Annotated in this window: 17 protein-coding genes; 12 read left to right on the forward strand and 5 right to left on the reverse strand. The window is 56.9% G+C overall.

What is annotated here, in order from left to right:
• The first annotated feature begins 4 nt into the window (after positions 1 to 4).
• From Z948_RS0114150 to Z948_RS0114205, 12 genes are all read left to right on the forward strand, one after another.
• Positions 5 to 262 carry a DUF2484 family protein gene (locus Z948_RS0114150; protein WP_037951915.1) on the forward strand — a complete coding sequence of 86 codons (258 nt, stop codon included), beginning with the start codon at positions 5 to 7 and terminating at the stop codon, positions 260 to 262.
• Entirely contained in the window at positions 259 to 519 is a 261-nt protein-coding gene (locus Z948_RS0114155; protein ID WP_025060211.1) for a DUF2484 family protein, read from the forward strand. The genes Z948_RS0114150 and Z948_RS0114155 overlap by 4 nt, the downstream gene beginning before the upstream one ends.
• Before the next feature lie 7 nt (positions 520 to 526).
• On the forward strand, positions 527 to 808 hold the full coding sequence (locus tag Z948_RS0114160) for a hypothetical protein (RefSeq protein WP_025060212.1): 282 nt from the start codon (positions 527 to 529) through the stop codon (positions 806 to 808).
• Positions 798 to 1718 carry a UDP-N-acetylmuramate dehydrogenase gene (murB, locus tag Z948_RS0114165; RefSeq protein ID WP_025060213.1) on the forward strand — a complete coding sequence of 307 codons (921 nt, stop codon included), beginning with the start codon at positions 798 to 800 and terminating at the stop codon, positions 1716 to 1718. The genes Z948_RS0114160 and murB overlap by 11 nt, the downstream gene beginning before the upstream one ends.
• Before the next feature lie 127 nt (positions 1719 to 1845).
• A complete protein-coding gene (locus tag Z948_RS0114170) occupies positions 1846 to 2727 on the forward strand; it encodes a D-alanine--D-alanine ligase (RefSeq protein WP_025060214.1) in 882 nt (293 codons plus the stop codon).
• Positions 2715 to 3605, forward strand: coding sequence for a cell division protein FtsQ/DivIB (locus Z948_RS0114175; RefSeq protein ID WP_025060215.1), 891 nt, complete (start codon positions 2715 to 2717; stop codon positions 3603 to 3605). Before Z948_RS0114170 ends, Z948_RS0114175 begins: the two co-directional genes overlap by 13 nt.
• On the forward strand, positions 3602 to 4936 hold the full coding sequence (gene ftsA / locus Z948_RS0114180; RefSeq protein ID WP_025060216.1) for a cell division protein FtsA: 1335 nt from the start codon (positions 3602 to 3604) through the stop codon (positions 4934 to 4936). The genes Z948_RS0114175 and ftsA overlap by 4 nt, the downstream gene beginning before the upstream one ends.
• A gap of 174 nt (positions 4937 to 5110) precedes the next feature.
• Positions 5111 to 6814: a cell division protein FtsZ gene (ftsZ, locus tag Z948_RS0114185; RefSeq protein WP_025060217.1), complete on the forward strand. Its 1704-nt coding sequence runs from the start codon at positions 5111 to 5113 to the stop codon at positions 6812 to 6814.
• Positions 6815 to 7021: 207 nt separating this feature from the next.
• Entirely contained in the window at positions 7022 to 7945 is a 924-nt protein-coding gene (lpxC, locus tag Z948_RS0114190) for a UDP-3-O-acyl-N-acetylglucosamine deacetylase (RefSeq protein WP_025060218.1), read from the forward strand.
• Between the two features lie 169 nt (positions 7946 to 8114).
• Positions 8115 to 8987 carry an outer membrane protein assembly factor BamD gene (locus Z948_RS0114195; protein ID WP_025060219.1) on the forward strand — a complete coding sequence of 291 codons (873 nt, stop codon included), beginning with the start codon at positions 8115 to 8117 and terminating at the stop codon, positions 8985 to 8987.
• Between the two features lie 36 nt (positions 8988 to 9023).
• Positions 9024 to 10673 (forward strand): DNA repair protein RecN, encoded by a 1650-nt coding sequence (gene recN, locus Z948_RS0114200; protein WP_025060220.1) that lies wholly within the window; start codon positions 9024 to 9026, stop codon positions 10671 to 10673.
• A 65-nt stretch (positions 10674 to 10738) separates the two neighbouring features.
• Positions 10739 to 12427: a chloride channel protein gene (locus Z948_RS0114205; RefSeq protein WP_025060221.1), complete on the forward strand. Its 1689-nt coding sequence runs from the start codon at positions 10739 to 10741 to the stop codon at positions 12425 to 12427.
• Between the two features lie 3 nt (positions 12428 to 12430).
• On the opposite strand, the gene Z948_RS0114210 is transcribed toward Z948_RS0114205, so the two are convergent.
• Genes Z948_RS0114210 through cobS form a run of 5 tightly spaced genes read right to left on the reverse strand, consistent with a single transcriptional unit; the run spans position 12431 to position 18231 of the window.
• On the reverse strand, positions 12431 to 12775 hold the full coding sequence (locus Z948_RS0114210) for a DUF427 domain-containing protein (protein WP_025060222.1): 345 nt from the start codon (positions 12773 to 12775) through the stop codon (positions 12431 to 12433).
• Between the two features lie 42 nt (positions 12776 to 12817).
• Positions 12818 to 14608 carry an aminopeptidase P family protein gene (locus Z948_RS0114215; protein ID WP_025060223.1) on the reverse strand — a complete coding sequence of 597 codons (1791 nt, stop codon included), beginning with the start codon at positions 14606 to 14608 and terminating at the stop codon, positions 12818 to 12820.
• 40 nt (positions 14609 to 14648) lie between these two features.
• The gene (cobT, locus tag Z948_RS0114220) at positions 14649 to 16526 is read right to left on the reverse strand and encodes a cobaltochelatase subunit CobT (RefSeq protein ID WP_025060224.1); all 1878 of its coding nucleotides are present in this window, start codon (positions 16524 to 16526) and stop codon (positions 14649 to 14651) included.
• On the reverse strand, positions 16523 to 17224 hold the full coding sequence (locus Z948_RS0114225; RefSeq protein WP_025060225.1) for an aspartate/glutamate racemase family protein: 702 nt from the start codon (positions 17222 to 17224) through the stop codon (positions 16523 to 16525). The genes cobT and Z948_RS0114225 overlap by 4 nt, the downstream gene beginning before the upstream one ends.
• 20 nt (positions 17225 to 17244) lie before the next feature.
• Entirely contained in the window at positions 17245 to 18231 is a 987-nt protein-coding gene (gene cobS / locus Z948_RS0114230) for a cobaltochelatase subunit CobS (RefSeq protein ID WP_025060226.1), read from the reverse strand.
• Between the last annotated feature and the right edge of the window lie 174 nt (positions 18232 to 18405).

Here is an 18405-nt window from a genome sequence, read left to right on the forward strand (position 1 = left end):
TGATATGATGCCATCTGTCGTCTGGCTTTGCATCGGGTGGGTCTTTGCGTCGGTTGGTGTCGCATGTTTGCCCATCAGAAAACAATTTGTGCCTGCGGGCATTCTATTGCTGGCAGCGCCGGTTTTGATCGTGATGATCGGGCTTCAATTTGGCTGGATCTTTGCGTTGCTTGGCCTTGCTGCATTTATTTCCATGTTCCGCAATCCTTTGCGCTACCTCGCGGCGCGGTTGCGTGGTGAAAATCCGGAGCTACCAAGGTGAGCCTTTCTCTTACTTTTGCCTGTATCTGGGCCTTGATCGCAAATGTTTTGGCGATGACCCCCAGCAAGGACCATCATTGGCGAAACGCCTATATTCTGGTTGCAGTCGGTATCCCGATTTTGGGCTATATCGTGGTGCAGCACGGGCCGTGGGTCGGGCTATTGGTTTTGGCAGCTGGGTGTTCGGTTTTGCGTTGGCCTGTCATTTACTTGGGTCGCTGGCTACGTCGTGGTGGCCGCAAGACACCGGCGGAGTAGAGTTGACATGTTGATTGTGCTGTTAACGGGCCTTGCGCTTTGGATGTTCGGTTGCGCCTATTCGGGCTATCATCGGCGCTTTGTCCTGTTTTTTATCGTTCTGTTGACGGGGATGACCCTGAATACGATCTGGATGGTTTTAGGCTTGGACGCAAAACCGTTTTCCCCTCCTGCGATGACGGCCCATTTGGCCGCGCTTATGTATGGTATCGCCGCTTTTGGCATGGGGTGGATCATTGGGCGGATTGTTGATGGTATTCGAGAAAGCAGAGTAGAAGATGACGAGTGAACTTCCCACGCCACGCGGCAAACTAACCCCCCAGCGTAGCCTGTCCGAGCTGACATGGCTGCGGGTTGGTGGCCCTGCGGATTATTTGTTTCAACCTGCTGATCTAGAGGATTTGCAGGAGTTCCTGCGAGACCTGCCAGACGATGTTCGGGTGTTTCCGATGGGTGTTGGGTCAAACCTGATTGTGCGCGACGGCGGTCTGCGCGCGGTTGTGATCCGATTGGGCCGTGGCTTTAACGGGATAGAGATCGACGGCGGCCAAGTAACCGCAGGCGCTGCGGCGCTGGATGCGCATGTGGCGCGAAAGGCGGCTGATGCTGACCTTGACCTCACATTTTTGCGCACGATCCCAGGCAGCATTGGCGGCGCAGTGCGCATGAATGCTGGCTGTTATGGGACCTACACGGCGGATCACTTTGTCTCTGCTCAGGTGGTGATGCGTTCGGGAGAGCTGGTGACCCTGACGGCAGAGGCGCTTGATTTCAAATACCGTCAAAGCGAGTTGGAAGAGGGGGCTGTTATCGTCAGCGCAACCTTTGCCCCGCCCAGCGGCGATGCGGCCACGCTTCACGCCCGTATGGAAGACCAGCTGGCCAAACGTGACGCCACGCAGCCCACCAAAGACCGCAGTGCTGGGTCAACCTTTCGCAATCCGGCGGGTTTCAGCTCAACAGGGCGCGAAGATGATGTGCATGACCTAAAGGCGTGGAAGGTCATTCAAGACGCTGGAATGAAGGGCGCCCAGCGGGGTGGGGCGCAAATGTCGCTCAAACACGCTAACTTTTTGATCAATACAGGCGATGCAACCGCCGCCGATCTGGAAGGTTTAGGCGAAGAAGTGAGAAAAAAGGTTTACGATTCCAGTGGTATCACGTTAGTATGGGAGATAATGCGAATAGGCGAAAAATGATCGTCGATTTGTAGGGGCTAATGCCGCACAAAGCGGCAAACCAACTAACAAAAATGAGCCAAAAAGGCTCGGGACATTGAGGCACTGGGTTATGTCGAGCAGGACAAACCCGACAGTGGCGGTACTCATGGGTGGACCTTCAGCCGAGCGCGAGGTGTCACTCAACACGGGGCGCGCATGCGCGGCTGCACTGCGGGAATATGGTTATACAAATGTGGTTGAGGTCGATGCTGGCCCCGACCTTTGTGCTGTTTTGGGCGATCTTGCGCCAGACGCAGTGCTGAATTGCTTGCATGGTCGCTGGGGTGAGGATGGTTGCGTTCAAGGTATCCTTGAGTGGTTAAAAATCCCTTACACACATTCCGGTGTTTTGGCCTCGGCTGTGGCCATGGACAAACAGCGCAGCAAAGATATCTTTCGCGCGGCGGGTCTGCCTGTTGTTGAAAGCGTCATTGTTTCAGCGGATGAGGTGCGCAGCCGCCACGTGATGGCGCCCCCTTATGTGGTGAAGCCAAACAACGAAGGTTCCTCGGTTGGGGTTTATCTGGTTGAGGCTGAAAACAACGGCCCTCCGCAGCTAGACGGTGACATGCCCGAGATGGTCATGGTTGAAACCTTTGCGCCGGGTCGCGAATTGACGACAACCGTCATCGGTGATCGTGCTTTGACTGTGACGGATATCCTTACCACTGGCTGGTATGATTATGACGCCAAGTACAAAGAGGGCGGATCCAGCCATGTCGTGCCTGCGGATGTCCCGCAAGAGATCTTTGACCTTTGCCTTGAATACGCCCTGCGCGCGCATAACGCTTTGGGGTGTCGCGGCGTGAGCCGAACAGATTTCCGCTGGGATATGGATCGCGGCACCGATGGGATCATCATTCTCGAGACGAACACACAGCCCGGGATGACAAGCACCTCCTTGTCTCCCGAACAGGCACAGGCCGTTGGTATCAGCTTCCCTGAGCTCTGCGCGTGGATGGTGGAGGACGCATCATGTGGCCGCTAAAGCCTAAAGCCTCTGTTGGCGGAAAGGCCGATCCCGCGCCATCCCGTTGGGCGTGGCGCATGCAGCGTTTGATGCTGACGCCCGGTATCCGGCTGGCTTTGCGCGCGGGCGTTCCGTTTTGTATCACTTTGGCCGCTGGTACGTGGTACCTATCGGATGAGGCGCGGCGCGGCGCCATCGAGCTGGCAGTCGCCGAGGCGCGGGCAAGCATCCAGACCCGTCCAGAGTTTATGGTGAACCTGATGGCGGTGGATGGGGCCAAGGATGAATTAGCAACCTATATTCGCGAAAGCCTGCCGTTGGATTTCCCCATTTCCAGCTTTGATCTGGATCTGGACGCAATGCGGACGACCGTTTCCGAAATCTCTGCTGTCAAAACCGCGTCGGTACGTATCCGTCCGGGCGGCGTTTTGCAGATCGATGTTGAACAACGCAAAGCGGTTGCGCTGTGGCGCAATGATGACGGGCTGGTTCTGGTGGATGAGGGCGGTAACTATGTTGCGACTGCCACCAGCCGCCATGCGCGGCCTGATCTGCCGTTGATCGCAGGCGAGGGCGCCAATGATCACGTGGATGAGGCACTGGAACTCATGCAGGCGGCTGCACCTTTAGGGGGGCGGCTGCGCGGATTGGTGCGTATGGGCGCACGGCGGTGGGACGTTGTGCTGGATCGCGATCAGCGGATCCTTTTGCCGGCCGATCAGCCCCAGCGCGCGCTTGAGCGCGTGATCGCGCTGGAAGGCGCACAAGATATACTCACCCGTGATGTTGCGCGGGTAGACATGCGGCTGGCACGCCGACCAACAGTGCAAATGACAAATGAGGCCGCCGAAGAACGGATGGCCCAACAGGCAGCGTTTAGGGCAAAGAACAAATGAACGATTTATACGACAGCCAGCGTAGCATGCGGCAGATGCGTAAACTTGCGATGCAACGCGGCGTAGTTGCTATTTTGGATGTAGGCAGTTCCAAAATCGCAGCGCTGGTTTTGCGTTTTGACGGATCGGCGCGACTGGAAGATGAGGGCGAGATTGGCTCGCTGGCGGGTCAGTCTGGCTTTCGCGTCATTGGCGCGGCGACAACGCGGTCGCGCGGGGTGCGCTTTGGCGAGATCTCAGCCATGGGCGAGACCGAGCGCGCCATTCGCACCGCCCTGCAAGCAGCGCAAAAGATGGCTGGCATTCGTGTGGACCATGTGATCGCCTGTTTCAGCGGGGGCGAACCGCGCAGCTATGGTTTGGACGCCAGCGTCTCGCTTGAGCATCAGGTTGTAACGGAAGAAGACGTCGCTCGTGTGCTGAGCAGCTGTGATGTGCCCGAATACGGCGAAGGCCGTGAGGTGATGCACGCCCAGCCCGTGAACTTTGCACTGGATCACCGCAGCGGTTTGATTGATCCGCGTGGCCAGCTGGGCAACGAGCTGAACGTAGACATGCACATGCTGACGGTGGATGCCGCAGCTATTCAGCATTTGGCTTATTGCATCAAACGCTGTGACCTTGAACTGGCAGGGATTGCTTCCTCGGCCTATGTTTCGGGTATTTCATCCCTCGTTGAGGATGAACAAGAGCTGGGCGCAGCCTGTATTGACCTTGGCGGTGGGGCGACCAGCGTGTCGATCTTTATCAAAAAGCACATGATCTATGCGGATAGCATTCGCATGGGGGGTGACCATGTGACCGCAGATATTTCGATGGGCCTACAGGTGCCAACGGCAAATGCCGAGCGGATCAAAACCTTTTATGGTGGCGTACAGGCAACCGGCATGGATGACCGCGAAATGATCGAGATCGGCGGCGAGACGGGCGATTATGAACATGACCGCCGCACAGCCAGCCGCGCCGAGCTGATCGGCATCATGCGCCCCCGTGTCGAAGAAATTCTGGAAGAAGTCCGCGCCCGTTTGGATGCCGCAGGCTTTGACCACCTTCCCAGCCAGCAAATCGTTCTGACAGGAGGCGGAAGCCAAATTCCGGGTCTGGATATGATGGCAACCAAGATTTTGGGCCAGCAGGTGCGCCTTGGCCGTCCGCTGCGTGTACATGGGTTGCCCCAAGCTGCAACAGGGCCGGGGTTCTCTTCGGCTGTCGGGCTTGCGCTGTTCGCGGCAAACCCACAGGACGAGTGGTGGGATTTTGATATTCCTGCAGATCGCTATCCGGCGCGGTCGCTAAAGCGTGCGGTTAAATGGTTTAAGGATAATTGGTGACCTCAATATCGGGTGACTGAGACGAGATGCGGTGAATAGTGGCAAAAAATTGCCTATATTTAGCGCCAAAAAGCCCTTTTTTACGTGACGACAGGCGTGATGGCGTCTAAAGTTGGGGAAATTTGGGAAAAATATGACCCGCGCGGTGCGGGCAAACAGACAGGCGGAACCAAGATGACATTGAACCTTTCGATGCCGGGACAGGAAGATCTCAAGCCACGCATTACCGTATTTGGTGTAGGTGGGGCAGGCGGAAACGCAGTAAACAACATGATCGAGAAGAACCTCGATGGTGTTGATTTTGTAGTGGCAAACACAGATGCGCAGGCGCTTCAGCAAGCCAAAGCAGAAAACCGCGTTCAGCTGGGTATCAAAGTTACCGAAGGTCTGGGTGCGGGTGCCCGCGCAACTGTCGGGGCCTCTGCCGCTGAAGAAAGCATTGAACAAATCGTTGACCATCTGGCAGGCGCGCACATGTGCTTTATCACTGCTGGTATGGGCGGCGGCACAGGGACAGGCGCTGCGCCGATCATCGCGCAAGCCGCACGTGAGCTGGGCGTTCTGACCGTTGGTGTTGTGACCAAGCCGTTCCAGTTTGAGGGTGCCAAGCGCATGCGTCAGGCCGAAGACGGTGTTGAGGCGCTGCAAAAGGTTGTTGATACGCTGATCATCATCCCGAACCAGAACCTGTTCCGTTTGGCGAATGAAAAAACCACCTTTACCGAAGCATTCTCGCTTGCCGATGATGTGCTGTACCAAGGTGTTAAAGGTGTAACCGATTTGATGGTCCGTCCGGGCCTGATCAACCTCGACTTTGCTGATGTTCGCGCCGTCATGGACGAAATGGGTAAAGCGATGATGGGCACAGGCGAGGCCGATGGCGAAGATCGCGCAATTCAGGCCGCCGAAAAAGCCATTGCGAACCCGCTGCTGGACGAAATCAGCCTGCGTGGCGCCAAAGGCGTTCTGATCAACATCACAGGTGGCGACGACCTGACATTGTTCGAACTTGATGAAGCGGCCAACCGCATTCGTGAAGAAGTTGACCCAGAAGCAAACATCATTGTGGGCTCTACACTGGACACAGGTTTGGGTGGCATGATGCGCGTCAGCGTTGTTGCGACAGGTATCGACGCACTGGAAACCCAATCCGATATGCCTGTGCCGCGCCGCTCTTTGTCGCGCCCTTTGACGCAGGAAGTTGTTGAAGAGGCTGTTGAGCCAGCGCCAGCGCCTATGGCTGCACCTGTTGCAGCAGCGGCTGTTGCTGCTCCGATCGCGGCGGAAGCTGCGCCAGAGCCACAAACGCCTAGCTTCTTTGACGAAGCGCCGCAGCAGCCTGCACGTGCTGACACGCGCGACATGTTTGAGGGCCGCCGTTTCGAGCCTATTCAAGATGCTGCAGATGATCTGCCTCCTCCGGCTTACGCGCCTGAGCCAGTCGCCTATGAGCCACAGCCAGAGCCGCTGGAAGCTGAGCCAGAAGCCTTTGTTGCACCACGTGCGCCGACACCAGGTACGCCATCACCCGAAGCAATGGCGCGCTTGCGTGCCGCTGCCCAGCGTGCTGCACCTGCTGAGCAGCCCCGTGCGCAAGCACCAGTTGCCGCACCTGCGCCAGCACCTGCACCAGAAGCTGCTGCTCCGGCCGCACATGGCGAGCGCCCGCGTTTTGGCATCAACTCGTTGATCAACCGCATGACGGGAACCCAAGAAGGTGAGGCGCAGCCACGTGCCGCTGCCCCAAGCCAGCCAGCGCGCCAGCAACCTCCGGTTCAAAGCCAGCAGTCCGCTGCTGCGCCACAGCCGCGTCAGGAAGTTGATCCAGAGCAGGAGCGCATCGAAATCCCAGCGTTTTTGCGCCGCCAAGCGAACTAATTAGCATCACTTTGTGATGTAGAGGGCCGCCTTCGGGTGGCCCTTTTTCGTTTCTAAACATGGGTTTACAGGGCCGTTAGCGGCAACATGCCAGTTTGTGACAGTCATGTTTCAATCCGTTGCAATGATTGATTTGAACGCAGCCTCTCCAATTCGTATCTAGGCTGCAATCAGGTGAAAACTTGAATCAAAAACTAGGATGGCAGCGTGCAGAACACTGTAAAGACAGCGATCAGCTTCACGGGTAAGGGGCTTCATTCAGGCAAGCCAGCTACCGCGACAGTTCTGCCGGCTCAGGCCGGTTTTGGGATTTGGTTCAAACGGACAGATGTGCAATTGGGTGATCGCATGATCCCTGCACGTTGGGACGCTGTTAACCGCTCGCCTCTTTGTACAAAGTTGGAAAATGGCAGTGGTCTTCAGGTTTCTACTGTTGAACATTTGATGGCCGCTTTGGCTGGCTGCGGTGTTCACAATGCTTTGATCGAGATCGACGGCCCCGAAGTGCCGATCCTTGACGGTTCTGCCGCGCCTTTTGTGCGTGGGATCATGGAGCAGGGGGTTCAGATGCAGGCAGCGCCGGTTATGGCGTTTGAAGTGTTGAAGGAAGTAACCGTTCGCGATGGCGATGCCGTTGCGACAATCGCGCCTTCTGACACGCTGCGTATCGATTTCGAAATTGATTTCACGGATGCTGCGATTGGGCACCAGCAAAAGTCACTTGTGATGAATAATGGTTCCTTTGCACGTGAGCTATGCGATAGCCGCACTTTCTGCCGTCAGGCCGATGTGGACAACATGCAGGCCAATGGTCTGGCATTGGGTGGGAAAGCAGGCGAAAACGCTGTGGTTTTTGACGGTAGCGAAGTTCTAAGCCCGGGTGGTTTGCGCCACACGGATGAGCCGGTTCGCCATAAGATGTTGGATGCGCTTGGTGATCTGGCCTTGGCTGGTGCGCCTTTGCTGGGGCATTATACAGGTATTCGCGCAGGTCACTCCCTTACCAATACTTTGCTGCGGGCGCTGTTCGCAACGCCGGGCGCTGTGCGTTTGGTTGAATGTAATGGCGCCATGGCCTCCCGTTTGCCGGGGCATGGCCTTGTTTGGGACGAAATTCCAGCGGTTGCCTAAGCGGATTTCCTCCAAGATTTCCTCGTGTTTCATTAGCTATAGCTTTGTGCATTGTGACAAAGTAGGAAATGGGCGTTTTGCATCGGTAAATACTATGCTAACACCATGGACAAACAGGGGAGTTCCCTTGAAAACAATGCAAGCGGTAAAAGAATAAGGATAGCCAAGGATGGGTTTTGGAAGGTCTGCAAGACGTCTTTCCGTCACGCTGGTGGCTGTAGCGGCGCTGAGCGCTTGCGGGGGTAGTCAAAATACGGGTCGGGTAACGAATAACTTCTTTAACCCGCAGTCGATCCCGCTTGAGACATATACGCCTGAACAGATTTTTGAGCGCGGCGAATTTGAACTAAACCGTAAACGCCCTGCTGAAGGGGCATTCTATTTCGCCGAGATCGAGCGCCTTTACCCCTATTCGGAATGGGCAAAGCGCGCGTTGATCATGCAGGCCTTTGCCTATCATCAGGATGCGGATTACCCGAATAGCCGCTCGGCCGCTCAGCGGTTTATGGATTTTTATCCAGAAGATGATGATGCGGCTTATGCAGCCTATCTTTTGGCGCTTAGCTATTATGACCAGATTGACGATGTTGGTCGCGATCAGGGTTTAACCTTTCAAGCGCTGCAAAGCCTGCGTCAGGTTATCGAACGCTATCCCGATAGCGAATATGCCAGTGCTTCCATCCTGAAATTCGATCTGGCCTTTAACCACCTTGCGGGCAAGGAAATGGAAATCGGCCGCTATTATTTGCGCCGTGACCATTACACCGCCGCGATCAATCGTTTCCGCGTTGTTGTCGAAGACTTCCAAACCACGACGCACACAGCCGAAGCGCTACACCGTCTGGTTGAGGCTTATCTAAGCCTCGGATTGACCGACGAGGCGCAGACAGCAGGGGCGATCCTTGGCCATAACTATCAGTCTACCGAATGGTACGAGGATAGCTACAAGCTGCTTACGGGGCGCGGATTAGAGCTGAAATCTTTTGGCAACAACTGGTTGTCGGCGATTTACCGTCAGACGCTGAAGGGCGAATGGATATAACATGCGCGCGCGCATGATTGTGGCGGAACCATCCTAATGCTACGCGGTCTTGATATCTCGGATATGCTGATCATTGAGCGGTTGGAGTTGAATTTCCAATCGGGTCTTAACGTGCTGACGGGTGAAACGGGCGCGGGCAAATCCATTTTGCTCGATAGCCTTGGCTTTGTTCTAGGGTGGCGGGGGCGCGCTGATCTGGTGCGGCAGGGCGCTGCGCAGGGCGAGGTGACCGCATGGTTTGACATGCCCGAGGGGCATCCTGCCTTTGCGGTTCTCGAAGAAGCAGGTCTGCCATCCGGAGATGAGCTGATCCTGAGGCGCATAAACACAGCTGACGGACGCAAGACAGCTTGGGTGAATGACAGGCGCTGTTCGGGTGACGTGCTGCGCGCGCTAAGCGAGACATTGGTCGAGCTTCATGGCCAGCATGATGATCGCGGTCTGCTGAACCCGCGGGGCCACCGCACTATTCTAGATGCCTTTGGTTCTTTGGATGCAAAACGGGCCAAGTTGCGCAAAGCATGGAGCGAGATGGCGCGGACACGCAAGGCTCTAGACGCCGCAACCAAAGCCCAAGAGGAAATCCGCGCCGAAGAAGAATTCCTACGCTATGCGGTTGCCGAACTGGACAAGCTGAACCCCGAAGAGGGCGAAGAGGCGGCGCTGGATATCAAACGCCGCACCATGCAAGGCGCAGAAAAGATCCGAGCCGACGTTGTTAACGCCTATGAAGCCATGGGGCAAAGCGGCGCCGAGGCCCAGATGGCGGATGCTTTCCGCTGGCTGGATGGTGCAGCAGCCCGCGCTGAGGGCGCATTAGAAGAGCCGATGGCGGCGCTTAACCGCGCGATGGTTGAACTGGACAGTGCGATGGAAGGTGTTGTCAGCGCGATCGAGGCGATGTCCTTTGATCCTTATGAGTTAGAAGAAACCGAAGAGCGGCTGTTTGCCATTCGCGGCTTGGCGCGCAAACATGATGTGCAGCCAGACGAGCTGGCCGGTTTTGCCGATACGTTGCGCGGCAAGCTGAACGCGCTGGATGCAGGAGAGGCCGAACAGGCCCAGCTAAAGGCCGATGTTAAAGCGGCTGAAGCGGCCTATGATGCTGCCGCCACAGCCCTGACCGAGGCCCGCAAGAAAGCGGCGGCGAAATTGGACAAAGCAGTAAGCGCCGAGCTCGCCCCGCTCAAGATGGAGCGGGCGGTATTTGCCACGCTGATCACGGATGAAGCAGAAGGGCCAGAGGGGCGCGATGCGGTTTCCTTTACCGTTGCCACCAACCCAGGTGCGCCAGCGGGCCCGCTGAACAAGATCGCCTCTGGCGGTGAACTCAGCCGCTTTTTGCTGGCGTTGAAGGTTTGCCTCACGCAGGGGCAGTCGGGGCTGACCTTGATCTTTGATGAAATTGATCGCGGTGTCGGGGGGGCGACTGCGGATGCGGTTGGGCGCCGTTTGGCCGCGATTGCCGAAGAGGGTCAGGTTTTGGTTGTCACCCATTCGCCGCAGGTGGCAGCATTGGGGGCCCATCACTGGCGGGTTGCCAAATCGGTCACCAAGGGGATGACCACCACGGATGTTGTTCCGCTGGACCATGACGAACGCGTGGATGAGGTTGCCCGAATGGTGTCGGGGGATACAATCACCGAAGCCGCCCGCGAGGCTGCTCGCGCCTTGTTGAGCGCCTAACGCTTGAAACGAGGGGCGCAATATGGTTTCCGCAAGGTAACGACCGCCCCAACCGAGAGCCTCCTATGAGCGAACCGACCAGCTCTTTCTTGTCCGAGCAGTGGAAAATGGCCACCAGCGCCCTGCGCGAAGGCTGGATGGTGCTGCGCGACAAAGGTCCGGGCAAGGTGACGTTCTGGTTTATCGCGCTGTTGATCGGGATCGCGGCAGGCTTTGCGGCGCTGTTGTTTCGCAAAGGGATCAACCTGCTTCAGGAAACGCTATACGGCACCGAAGATACTGAACGTTTACATACTTTTATCAGTGGCTTGGAGTGGTATTGGATTATTCTGATCCCGACCTTTGGCGGCTTGGTTTCAGGGCTGATTTTACACCATTTCACCAATGATGCGCGGGCGCGCTCTGTTGCTGACGTTATCGTTGGTTCGGCGTTACATGACGGCAGGGTCGAAACACGGGCGGGGATTGCCTCGGCATTCGCCTCGCTGGTGACGTTGGGGACGGGTGGTTCATCGGGGCGTGAAGGGCCTGTTGTACACCTTGCCGCTGTTATTTCAGCACGGGTTAGCCACCGTATCAATGCCGATGGGATCACGGGCCGTGATCTGTTGGGCTGCGCTGTGGCGGCGGCTGTCTCGGCGAGCTTTAATGCGCCGATTGCAGGGGCCTTATTCGCGCTAGAGGTCGTGCTGCGCCACTTTGCCGTGCACGCATTTGCGCCGATTGTTATCGCCAGCGTGGCAGGCACCGTTATCAACCGTCTGGAATTTGGCGGTGTGACCGAGTTTAAGTTACCTGAAATGGGCGATCTGCAATTCTATGTCGAACTGCCTGCGTTTTTGATGCTGGGGCTGACGTGCGGCTTGGTCGCCGTGGTGCTGATGCGGGCCATTTTCTGGGCGGATGATATTGGCAATCACATTCAATCTCGTACCAAACTACCACGATATATCCGCCCTATGGTGGCGGGTGCAGCACTAGGCATTATTGCGCTTTGGTTTCCGCATATTATCGGTGTTGGCTATGAAACCACCTCGCTTGCCTTGACCGGAGAGCTGGCATTGCACGAAGCCACCGTGTTTGCGGTGCTAAAGGTTCTTGCTGTTGCGATCACGCTGGGGGGACGGATGGGGGGCGGTGTGTTTTCACCTTCCCTGATGATCGGCGCGCTGGTTGGCCTGTCCTTTGGCTTTATCGCAACGGGCTTTTTTCCCGATGTGTCGGGTTCTTCGTCACTCTATGCTTTGGCGGGGATGGGGGCGGTGGCTGCTGCTGTTCTTGGGGCGCCAATTTCGACCACGCTCATCGTGTTTGAACTCACAGGGGACTGGCAAACTGGCCTTGCCGTTATGGTCGCGGTGAGCCTGTCTACGGCTCTTGCCTCAAACATTGTCGACCGCAGCTTTTTCCTGTCTCAAATCGAAAGGCGGGGTGTGCATCTGGCGGCTGGACCGCAGGCCTATCTGCTGGCGATGTTCACGGCTGCCAAAACGATGCGCCCCATTGATGATCCCAGAGCCGCTGACAATGACCGCTGTTGGGAGCTGATAGGCGAGGGAAACTATATCGATAGTGCCGCAACCCTAGAGGCCGCGATGCCGATGTTTGAAAAATCCGGCTTGCCGTTTTTGCCTGTCGTGACGCTTTCGACCGAGGCAGCCCCCCCCGAGCTATTGGGGGCGCTGTTTCATGTGGATGCTCTGCGCGCCTATAATCGCGCTTTGGCGGCCACTGCCGCAGAAGAGCATTCCTAGAGGTCAGATTTTTTCGACGGCCACTTCGCCTACATTGTAAAAGGCGAGATGGTTCTTGATCCGTGCAACATCTTCTTTTGGGTCCTCATAGGACCAGACTACATTTTCCAACGTCCGGCTTTTGGTGACCACGCTGAAATAGTTTGCATCACCCTTGTGCGGGCAATGTGAGGTCTTGTCGCTGGCATCCAGAAAGGCCATCGCGATATCTTCGCGCGGGAAATAGATTACAGGCGGGTAGTCACCCTCGATCAATTCCAATGCATTGGTGCTTTCGCCCAGTACCGCGCCGCCGGCCCGTACTGTCCAAGTTCCCTCTGCTTTGCGAATTGTAATGTGACTAACCATATCTTCCCCCCGAGATTGTGCAACAACGGCACCTCGGATCGCTTAGATCGGGGCCGTGGCGGCACTTAACCATTCTTTGGCTTTGGCGGAAACCCGTGGGCCGATTTTGTTTGCAACCTGAGCGTGATATTCATTGAGCCATTCCCGCGCGGCGGGGTCCAGCATTTCGGGAATTATCAAGCGTCTATCAATAGGAGCAAAGGCTAACGTGCGCCAATCCAGCATCTCGCGGTGGGCATCTCCACCCGCTAGGGGTGCGGCGTTTTGCACCACCAAGAGGTTCTCGATCCGGATGCCAAAAGCGCCTTCGCGGTAATATCCGGGCTCATTACTGAGAATCATTCCCTGTTCCAGCGGGACTTGGCTGACGCGGCTAAGGCGCTGGGGCCCTTCATGGACACTAAGGTATGCGCCCACGCCATGTCCAAGCCCATGATCAAAATCTTGCCCCGCCAACCACAGAGGCATCCGGCCTATCGCCTCGATATGCGCGCCAGCCAGCCCCTTGGGCCAGCGCAGGCGGCTCATCGCGATCATGCCAGCCAGAACGCGGGTAAAGGCCTCGCGCGCTTCTTGCGGGGGCGTGCCAATGGCAATGGTGCGGGTGATATCGGTTGTGCCGTCCAGATATTGCCCGCCGCTATCCAGAACGATCAGGTGCCCGTCCTCTAGGGTTGTGTCGGTTTCTTCGGTCACGCGGTAATGCATGATCGCGCCGTTTGGTCCTGTACCTGCGATGGTCTCAAAGCTGATATCTTGCAGGCCATTATCACGGCGGCGCAGGGTTTCTAGCTGGCTCACCACCTGCGTTTCGGTGATGGAGGCAGGGGGCTGCTCATCCAACCAACACAGCATCTCGACCATGGCGGCACCATCGCGCAAATGCGCCTGAGCAGCGCCTTCGATCTCGGCCTCGTTTTTGCACGCCTTTGGCAGCGCACAGGGTTCCGCACCACGAACCATCGCATCCCCCAAGGCATCGGCTACGATTTGTGGGGCGGTTGACGTATCTAGGCGTACGGGGCCTGTCAGCTCACTAAGGGTCGCCAGAAACCTGTCTGGCGCGTGTAGACGCACATCGCTGCCCAAGTGGTCTTGTAGGCCTTTGTATTTCGAAGGCTCTGAAAACAGATCAACCGAACCATCAGCGTGCAAAACGGCAAAGCCATGCACAACGGGGTTTCGTTCAATATCCGCGCCGCGAATATTAAGCAGCCAGCAGATGCTGTCGGGCAGGGTGATGATAGCTGCGGCTTCCCCTGCATCGACCAAGGTTTTTGCAAGGCGGCTGCGTTTGTCGCTATGCGATTCCCCAGCAAATTCTAGGGGGTGAATTTTTGCAGGCTCCATCGGCGGGGCAGGTTGGTCGTGCCAGATCGCATCCACCAGATTGCGGCATTGGACCAGCTCGATACCGCTATCGGCTAGGGTCTCTTGGGCCTGTTTGATCTGGTCAACTGTGTGCAGCCAAGGATCAAACCCAACACGCCCCCCATTGGGAAGCTGTTCGCGCAGCCACGCGGCCATAGAGGTTTCGGGCCATGGAACGGGGGTGTAAACATCGGCGACTTGCGATTTAACCTGCGTGCGGTAGCGCCCGTCGATGAACACGCCTGCGATCTCTTCCAAGGCAACACAAAAACCCGCTGATCCGGTGAACCCTGTCAGCCATGCCAGACGCGCATCACGATCCGAGACATACTCACCCTGATGGGCATCCGCGCGAGGAATGATAAAGCCGTTGAGCTGTTCAGCTGAAAACAATGCGCGCAAGGCCTCCAACCGTGGTGGACCTTGCTCGGGTCGGGCGGTGACCTCAAAAGTTTGATACATCACATTCCCTTTTCTGTTTATTTATAGCGGCTTGCAGCCCTTAGCCTGCGCGTTTCATACCCAGAACACGGGCACGTTTACGCGGATCACTGTCAAACAACGAGGCAAGCTGTTCGGTCATCGCGCCAGCCAGTTGTTCAACATCGGTGATGGTGACAGCGCGGTCATAGTAACGCGTCACATCGTGGCCGATACCAATCGCCAGCAGCTCGACCGCTTTTTTCTTTTCTACCATCGCGATCACGTCACGCAGGTGCTTTTCCAAGAAATTAGCAGGGTTCACCGACAAGGTGCTGTCATCAACAGGCGCACCATCTGAAATCACCATCAGAATCTTGCGCGATTCATTGCGCGCGATCATCCGGCGGTGGGCCCATTCCAGCGCCTCGCCGTCGATGTTTTCCTTCAGCAAGCCTTCCTTCATCATCAGGCCCAGATTTGGCCGCGTCCGGCGCCATGGGGCGTCGGCGGATTTATAGATGATGTGGCGTAGATCGTTCAAACGGCCAGGGCCAGCAGGGCGACCATCGTTCAACCATGCCTCGCGGGCTTGGCCACCTTTCCATGCGCGGGTGGTAAAGCCCAAGATCTCGACCTTGACGTTGCAGCGTTCCAGCGTACGCGCCAGAACATCGGCGCAGATCGCCGCGATGGAGATCGGGCGCCCCCGCATCGAGCCAGAGTTATCGATCAACAGGGTCACCACGGTGTCGCGGAATTCCGTATCTTTTTCGACCTTAAAGCTGAGCGGCGTTGTCGGGTTGGCAACGATACGCGCCAGACGGCCAGCATCCAGCGTGCCTTCCTCCAGATCGAACTCCCACGAGCGGTTCTGCTGGGCCTGTAGGCGGCGCTGCAATTTGTTCGCCAGACGGCTCACTGCGCCTTTCAGCGGCTCTAGCTGTTGGTCAAGGTAGGCGCGCAGGCGCTCCAGCTCGGCAGGTTCGGCGAGGTCTTCGGCGCCGACGGTTTCGTCATGATCGGTCATATAGACGGTATAGTTCGGATCCGCGTCCGAGATCGGCTGAGGGGCGGGGGGCTCCATCGGGGCTTCGCCCTCTGGCATCTCGGCCTCATCGCCCAATTCCTGATCCGCCATTTCATCCATGGAAACCTGAGCCTGAGAAGAATCCTGCTGCTCTTCTTGGCTTTGTTCGGGGGAGGCGTCAGCGTCTTCTTGCTCTTGGTCGTCGCTGCCAGTGCTATCGGGATCGTCCTGCTCTTCGGTGCCTTCTTCGGCGTCATCTTCCTGATCGTCGTCTTGGCCGTCAGGGTCGTCGCCCAATTGATCGGCATAGCCAAGGTCGGTGATGACCTGTCGGGAGAATTTGGCAAAGGCCGCCTGATCTTCCAGAGCGTTTTCCAGATCGTCGAGCGTGCCGCCGCAGCTGTCTTCGATATAGCCGCGCCACAGTTCCATCACGTTTTGCGCGCCAGCTGGCATTTCACGGCCTGTCGCAAGGTGACGCACCAGATAGCCAGCCGCCACCGCCAATGGCACATCCGAGGCGGTTTTGGCCTGATCATAGCCTTTGCGCAGGGCTTCATTTTTGATTTTTGCGTCGATGTTTCCTGCGGTGCCCGGCATATCACGCGCGCCTACGGCTTCGCAGCGGGCGGTTTCCATCGCCTCATACAGATCACGGGCCATTTCGCCCTGTGGCTGATAGCGGGCATGGGTCTGGCCGTTGTGATAGCGACGGTTCAGGGCCAATGCATCGGCCGTCCCACGCGCCAGCAGAACCTCTTCGCGGGTCATGCGGCGGGTCACCTGAGGCAGGCGCATCGCATCACCGCTCAACCCTGAGGGATCAACCGAATAGCTGACCGTCAGCTCGGGATCGTTGGCCATCACCTTGGAGGCTTCGGCGAGCGCTTTTTTAAAGGCCTCTGCGGGGTTGTCGGTTGGTTTGTTCATGTCGTTTTCCCCATCGCGTGATCTTTCAGGTCGGCTTGGCCTGTGCACAGCCTGACCAGCAGGTCGATATGTATGTCTAGCGCATCAATCACGGGGTAGCCAACCTCGCGTCCGTCAAAGGCAAGGTTCAGATCGGTTCCAGCAAGAACAACAGCGTCGGCGCCGCCTTGGATCAGTTCTTTCCCTTGCGCGAAAAACGCTGTGCGCTGATCGTCAGTGCATGCACCGCTGAGCGCCATGTCCAAATAGTTTTGGCCGACGGCGTCGATGTCCTTGGGGGCAATGGCGCAAGTCTGCGCGAGCTGGCCGTATAGCTGGGTGCGCATCACAACCGCTGTGCCTAATAACCCCACAGTGGCGATGCGATTTGCCGCAAAATATGCATCCAAAGGTGTGACGCCACTGACCAAAGGCAGGGCAGAGAGTGGCACCGTTTCATGGATGCAAAAATGCCCGCCCAAAGAGGTAATGGCCGCGAAATCAGCGCCAGCTGCCTTAAGCCGGTCGATCAACCCCGCATAGACCTGCGCCTGAGCGGCGCGGTCGTCCGCAAGGTTGTTTTTCACCAGCACATTGGCATCAGCGTTCACAATGGTCAGTTCCAGCGGCTTGCCAGCTGCCCGCATCGCTGCGGTCAGCTTTTGATAGTAAACCACGGTAGAGGCCGGACCGATCCCGCCGATTAAACCTAAGTGCATACTGCCCCCTTGGGCCTGCTTTAACCCAAGCTCACGCTTGCAGCGGATTCGGGTAGCTCTTCGTCAAACAGGCGCTGGTAGAATTCGGCAACTGTCTGGCGCTCTAACTCGTCACATTTGTTGAGAAAGCTCAGGCGGAAGGCATAGCCAACATTGGCAAAGATTTGCGCGTTTTGCGCCCATGCAATGACCGTACGGGGTGACATCACCGTGGACAGATCACCGTTCATGAAGGCGGTGCGCGTCAGGTCGGCGACCGTGACCATCTGCTTGATGGTTTTGCGCCCTTCAGCGGTGTTGAATTGCGGGTTCTTGGCCAGAACAATCGCCGCTTCGGCATCAATGCTGAGGTAGTTCAGCGTCGAGACAAGCGACCAGCGGTCCATCTGGCCTTGGTTGATCTGCTGGGTGCCGTGGTACAGGCCCGTGGTGTCACCCAAACCAACGGTGTTGGCTGTCGCAAAGATGCGGAAATACGGGTGCGGGGTGATTACTTTGTTCTGGTCCAGCAAGGTTAGCTTGCCGTCTACTTCCAGCACACGCTGGATCACAAACATAACGTCGGCGCGGCCAGCGTCATATTCATCGAAAACAATTGCAGTCGGGGTGCGCAAAGCCCAAGGCAGGATGCCTTCCTGAAAATCGGTAACCTGCTTGCCATCCACCAATTTGATCGCGTCTTTCCCGATCAGGTCGATCCGGCTGATGTGGCTATCAAGGTTCACGCGCACGGTTGGCCAGTTCAGGCGGCTTGCCACCTGTTCGATGTGGGTGGATTTACCCGTGCCGTGGTAACCTTGAACCATCACGCGACGGTTGTGCGAGAAACCGGCAAGAATCGCCAGCGTTGTATCCGCATCAAACTTATACGTGCTGTCCAGCTCGGGCACACGGTCGGTGCGCTGCTCAAAGCCTTTCACAGTCATGTCTGTGTCGATGCCGAATACCTCACGTACCGAGATATCTTTGGTCGGGGTTGCGTTGAGGTCCAGTCCGCCGTCAGCCATGCTCATTCATCCTAAATATATCAGCCCGAGAACTGGGCCATGTGGTTTGAGGTGCAACATATCGTTGAGACGAGCAAGGGAAAGGCCTAAATTGCACCTGTTTATGACTCCAGATCGTGGATTTGGTGTTTTCTGGGGTGTTCAATGTGAAATTGTATTCTTCTAACAAAGAAA

Origin of the sequence: Sulfitobacter donghicola DSW-25 = KCTC 12864 = JCM 14565 (assembly GCF_000622405.1) — a bacterium.
GTDB lineage: Bacteria > Pseudomonadota > Alphaproteobacteria > Rhodobacterales > Rhodobacteraceae > Sulfitobacter > Sulfitobacter donghicola.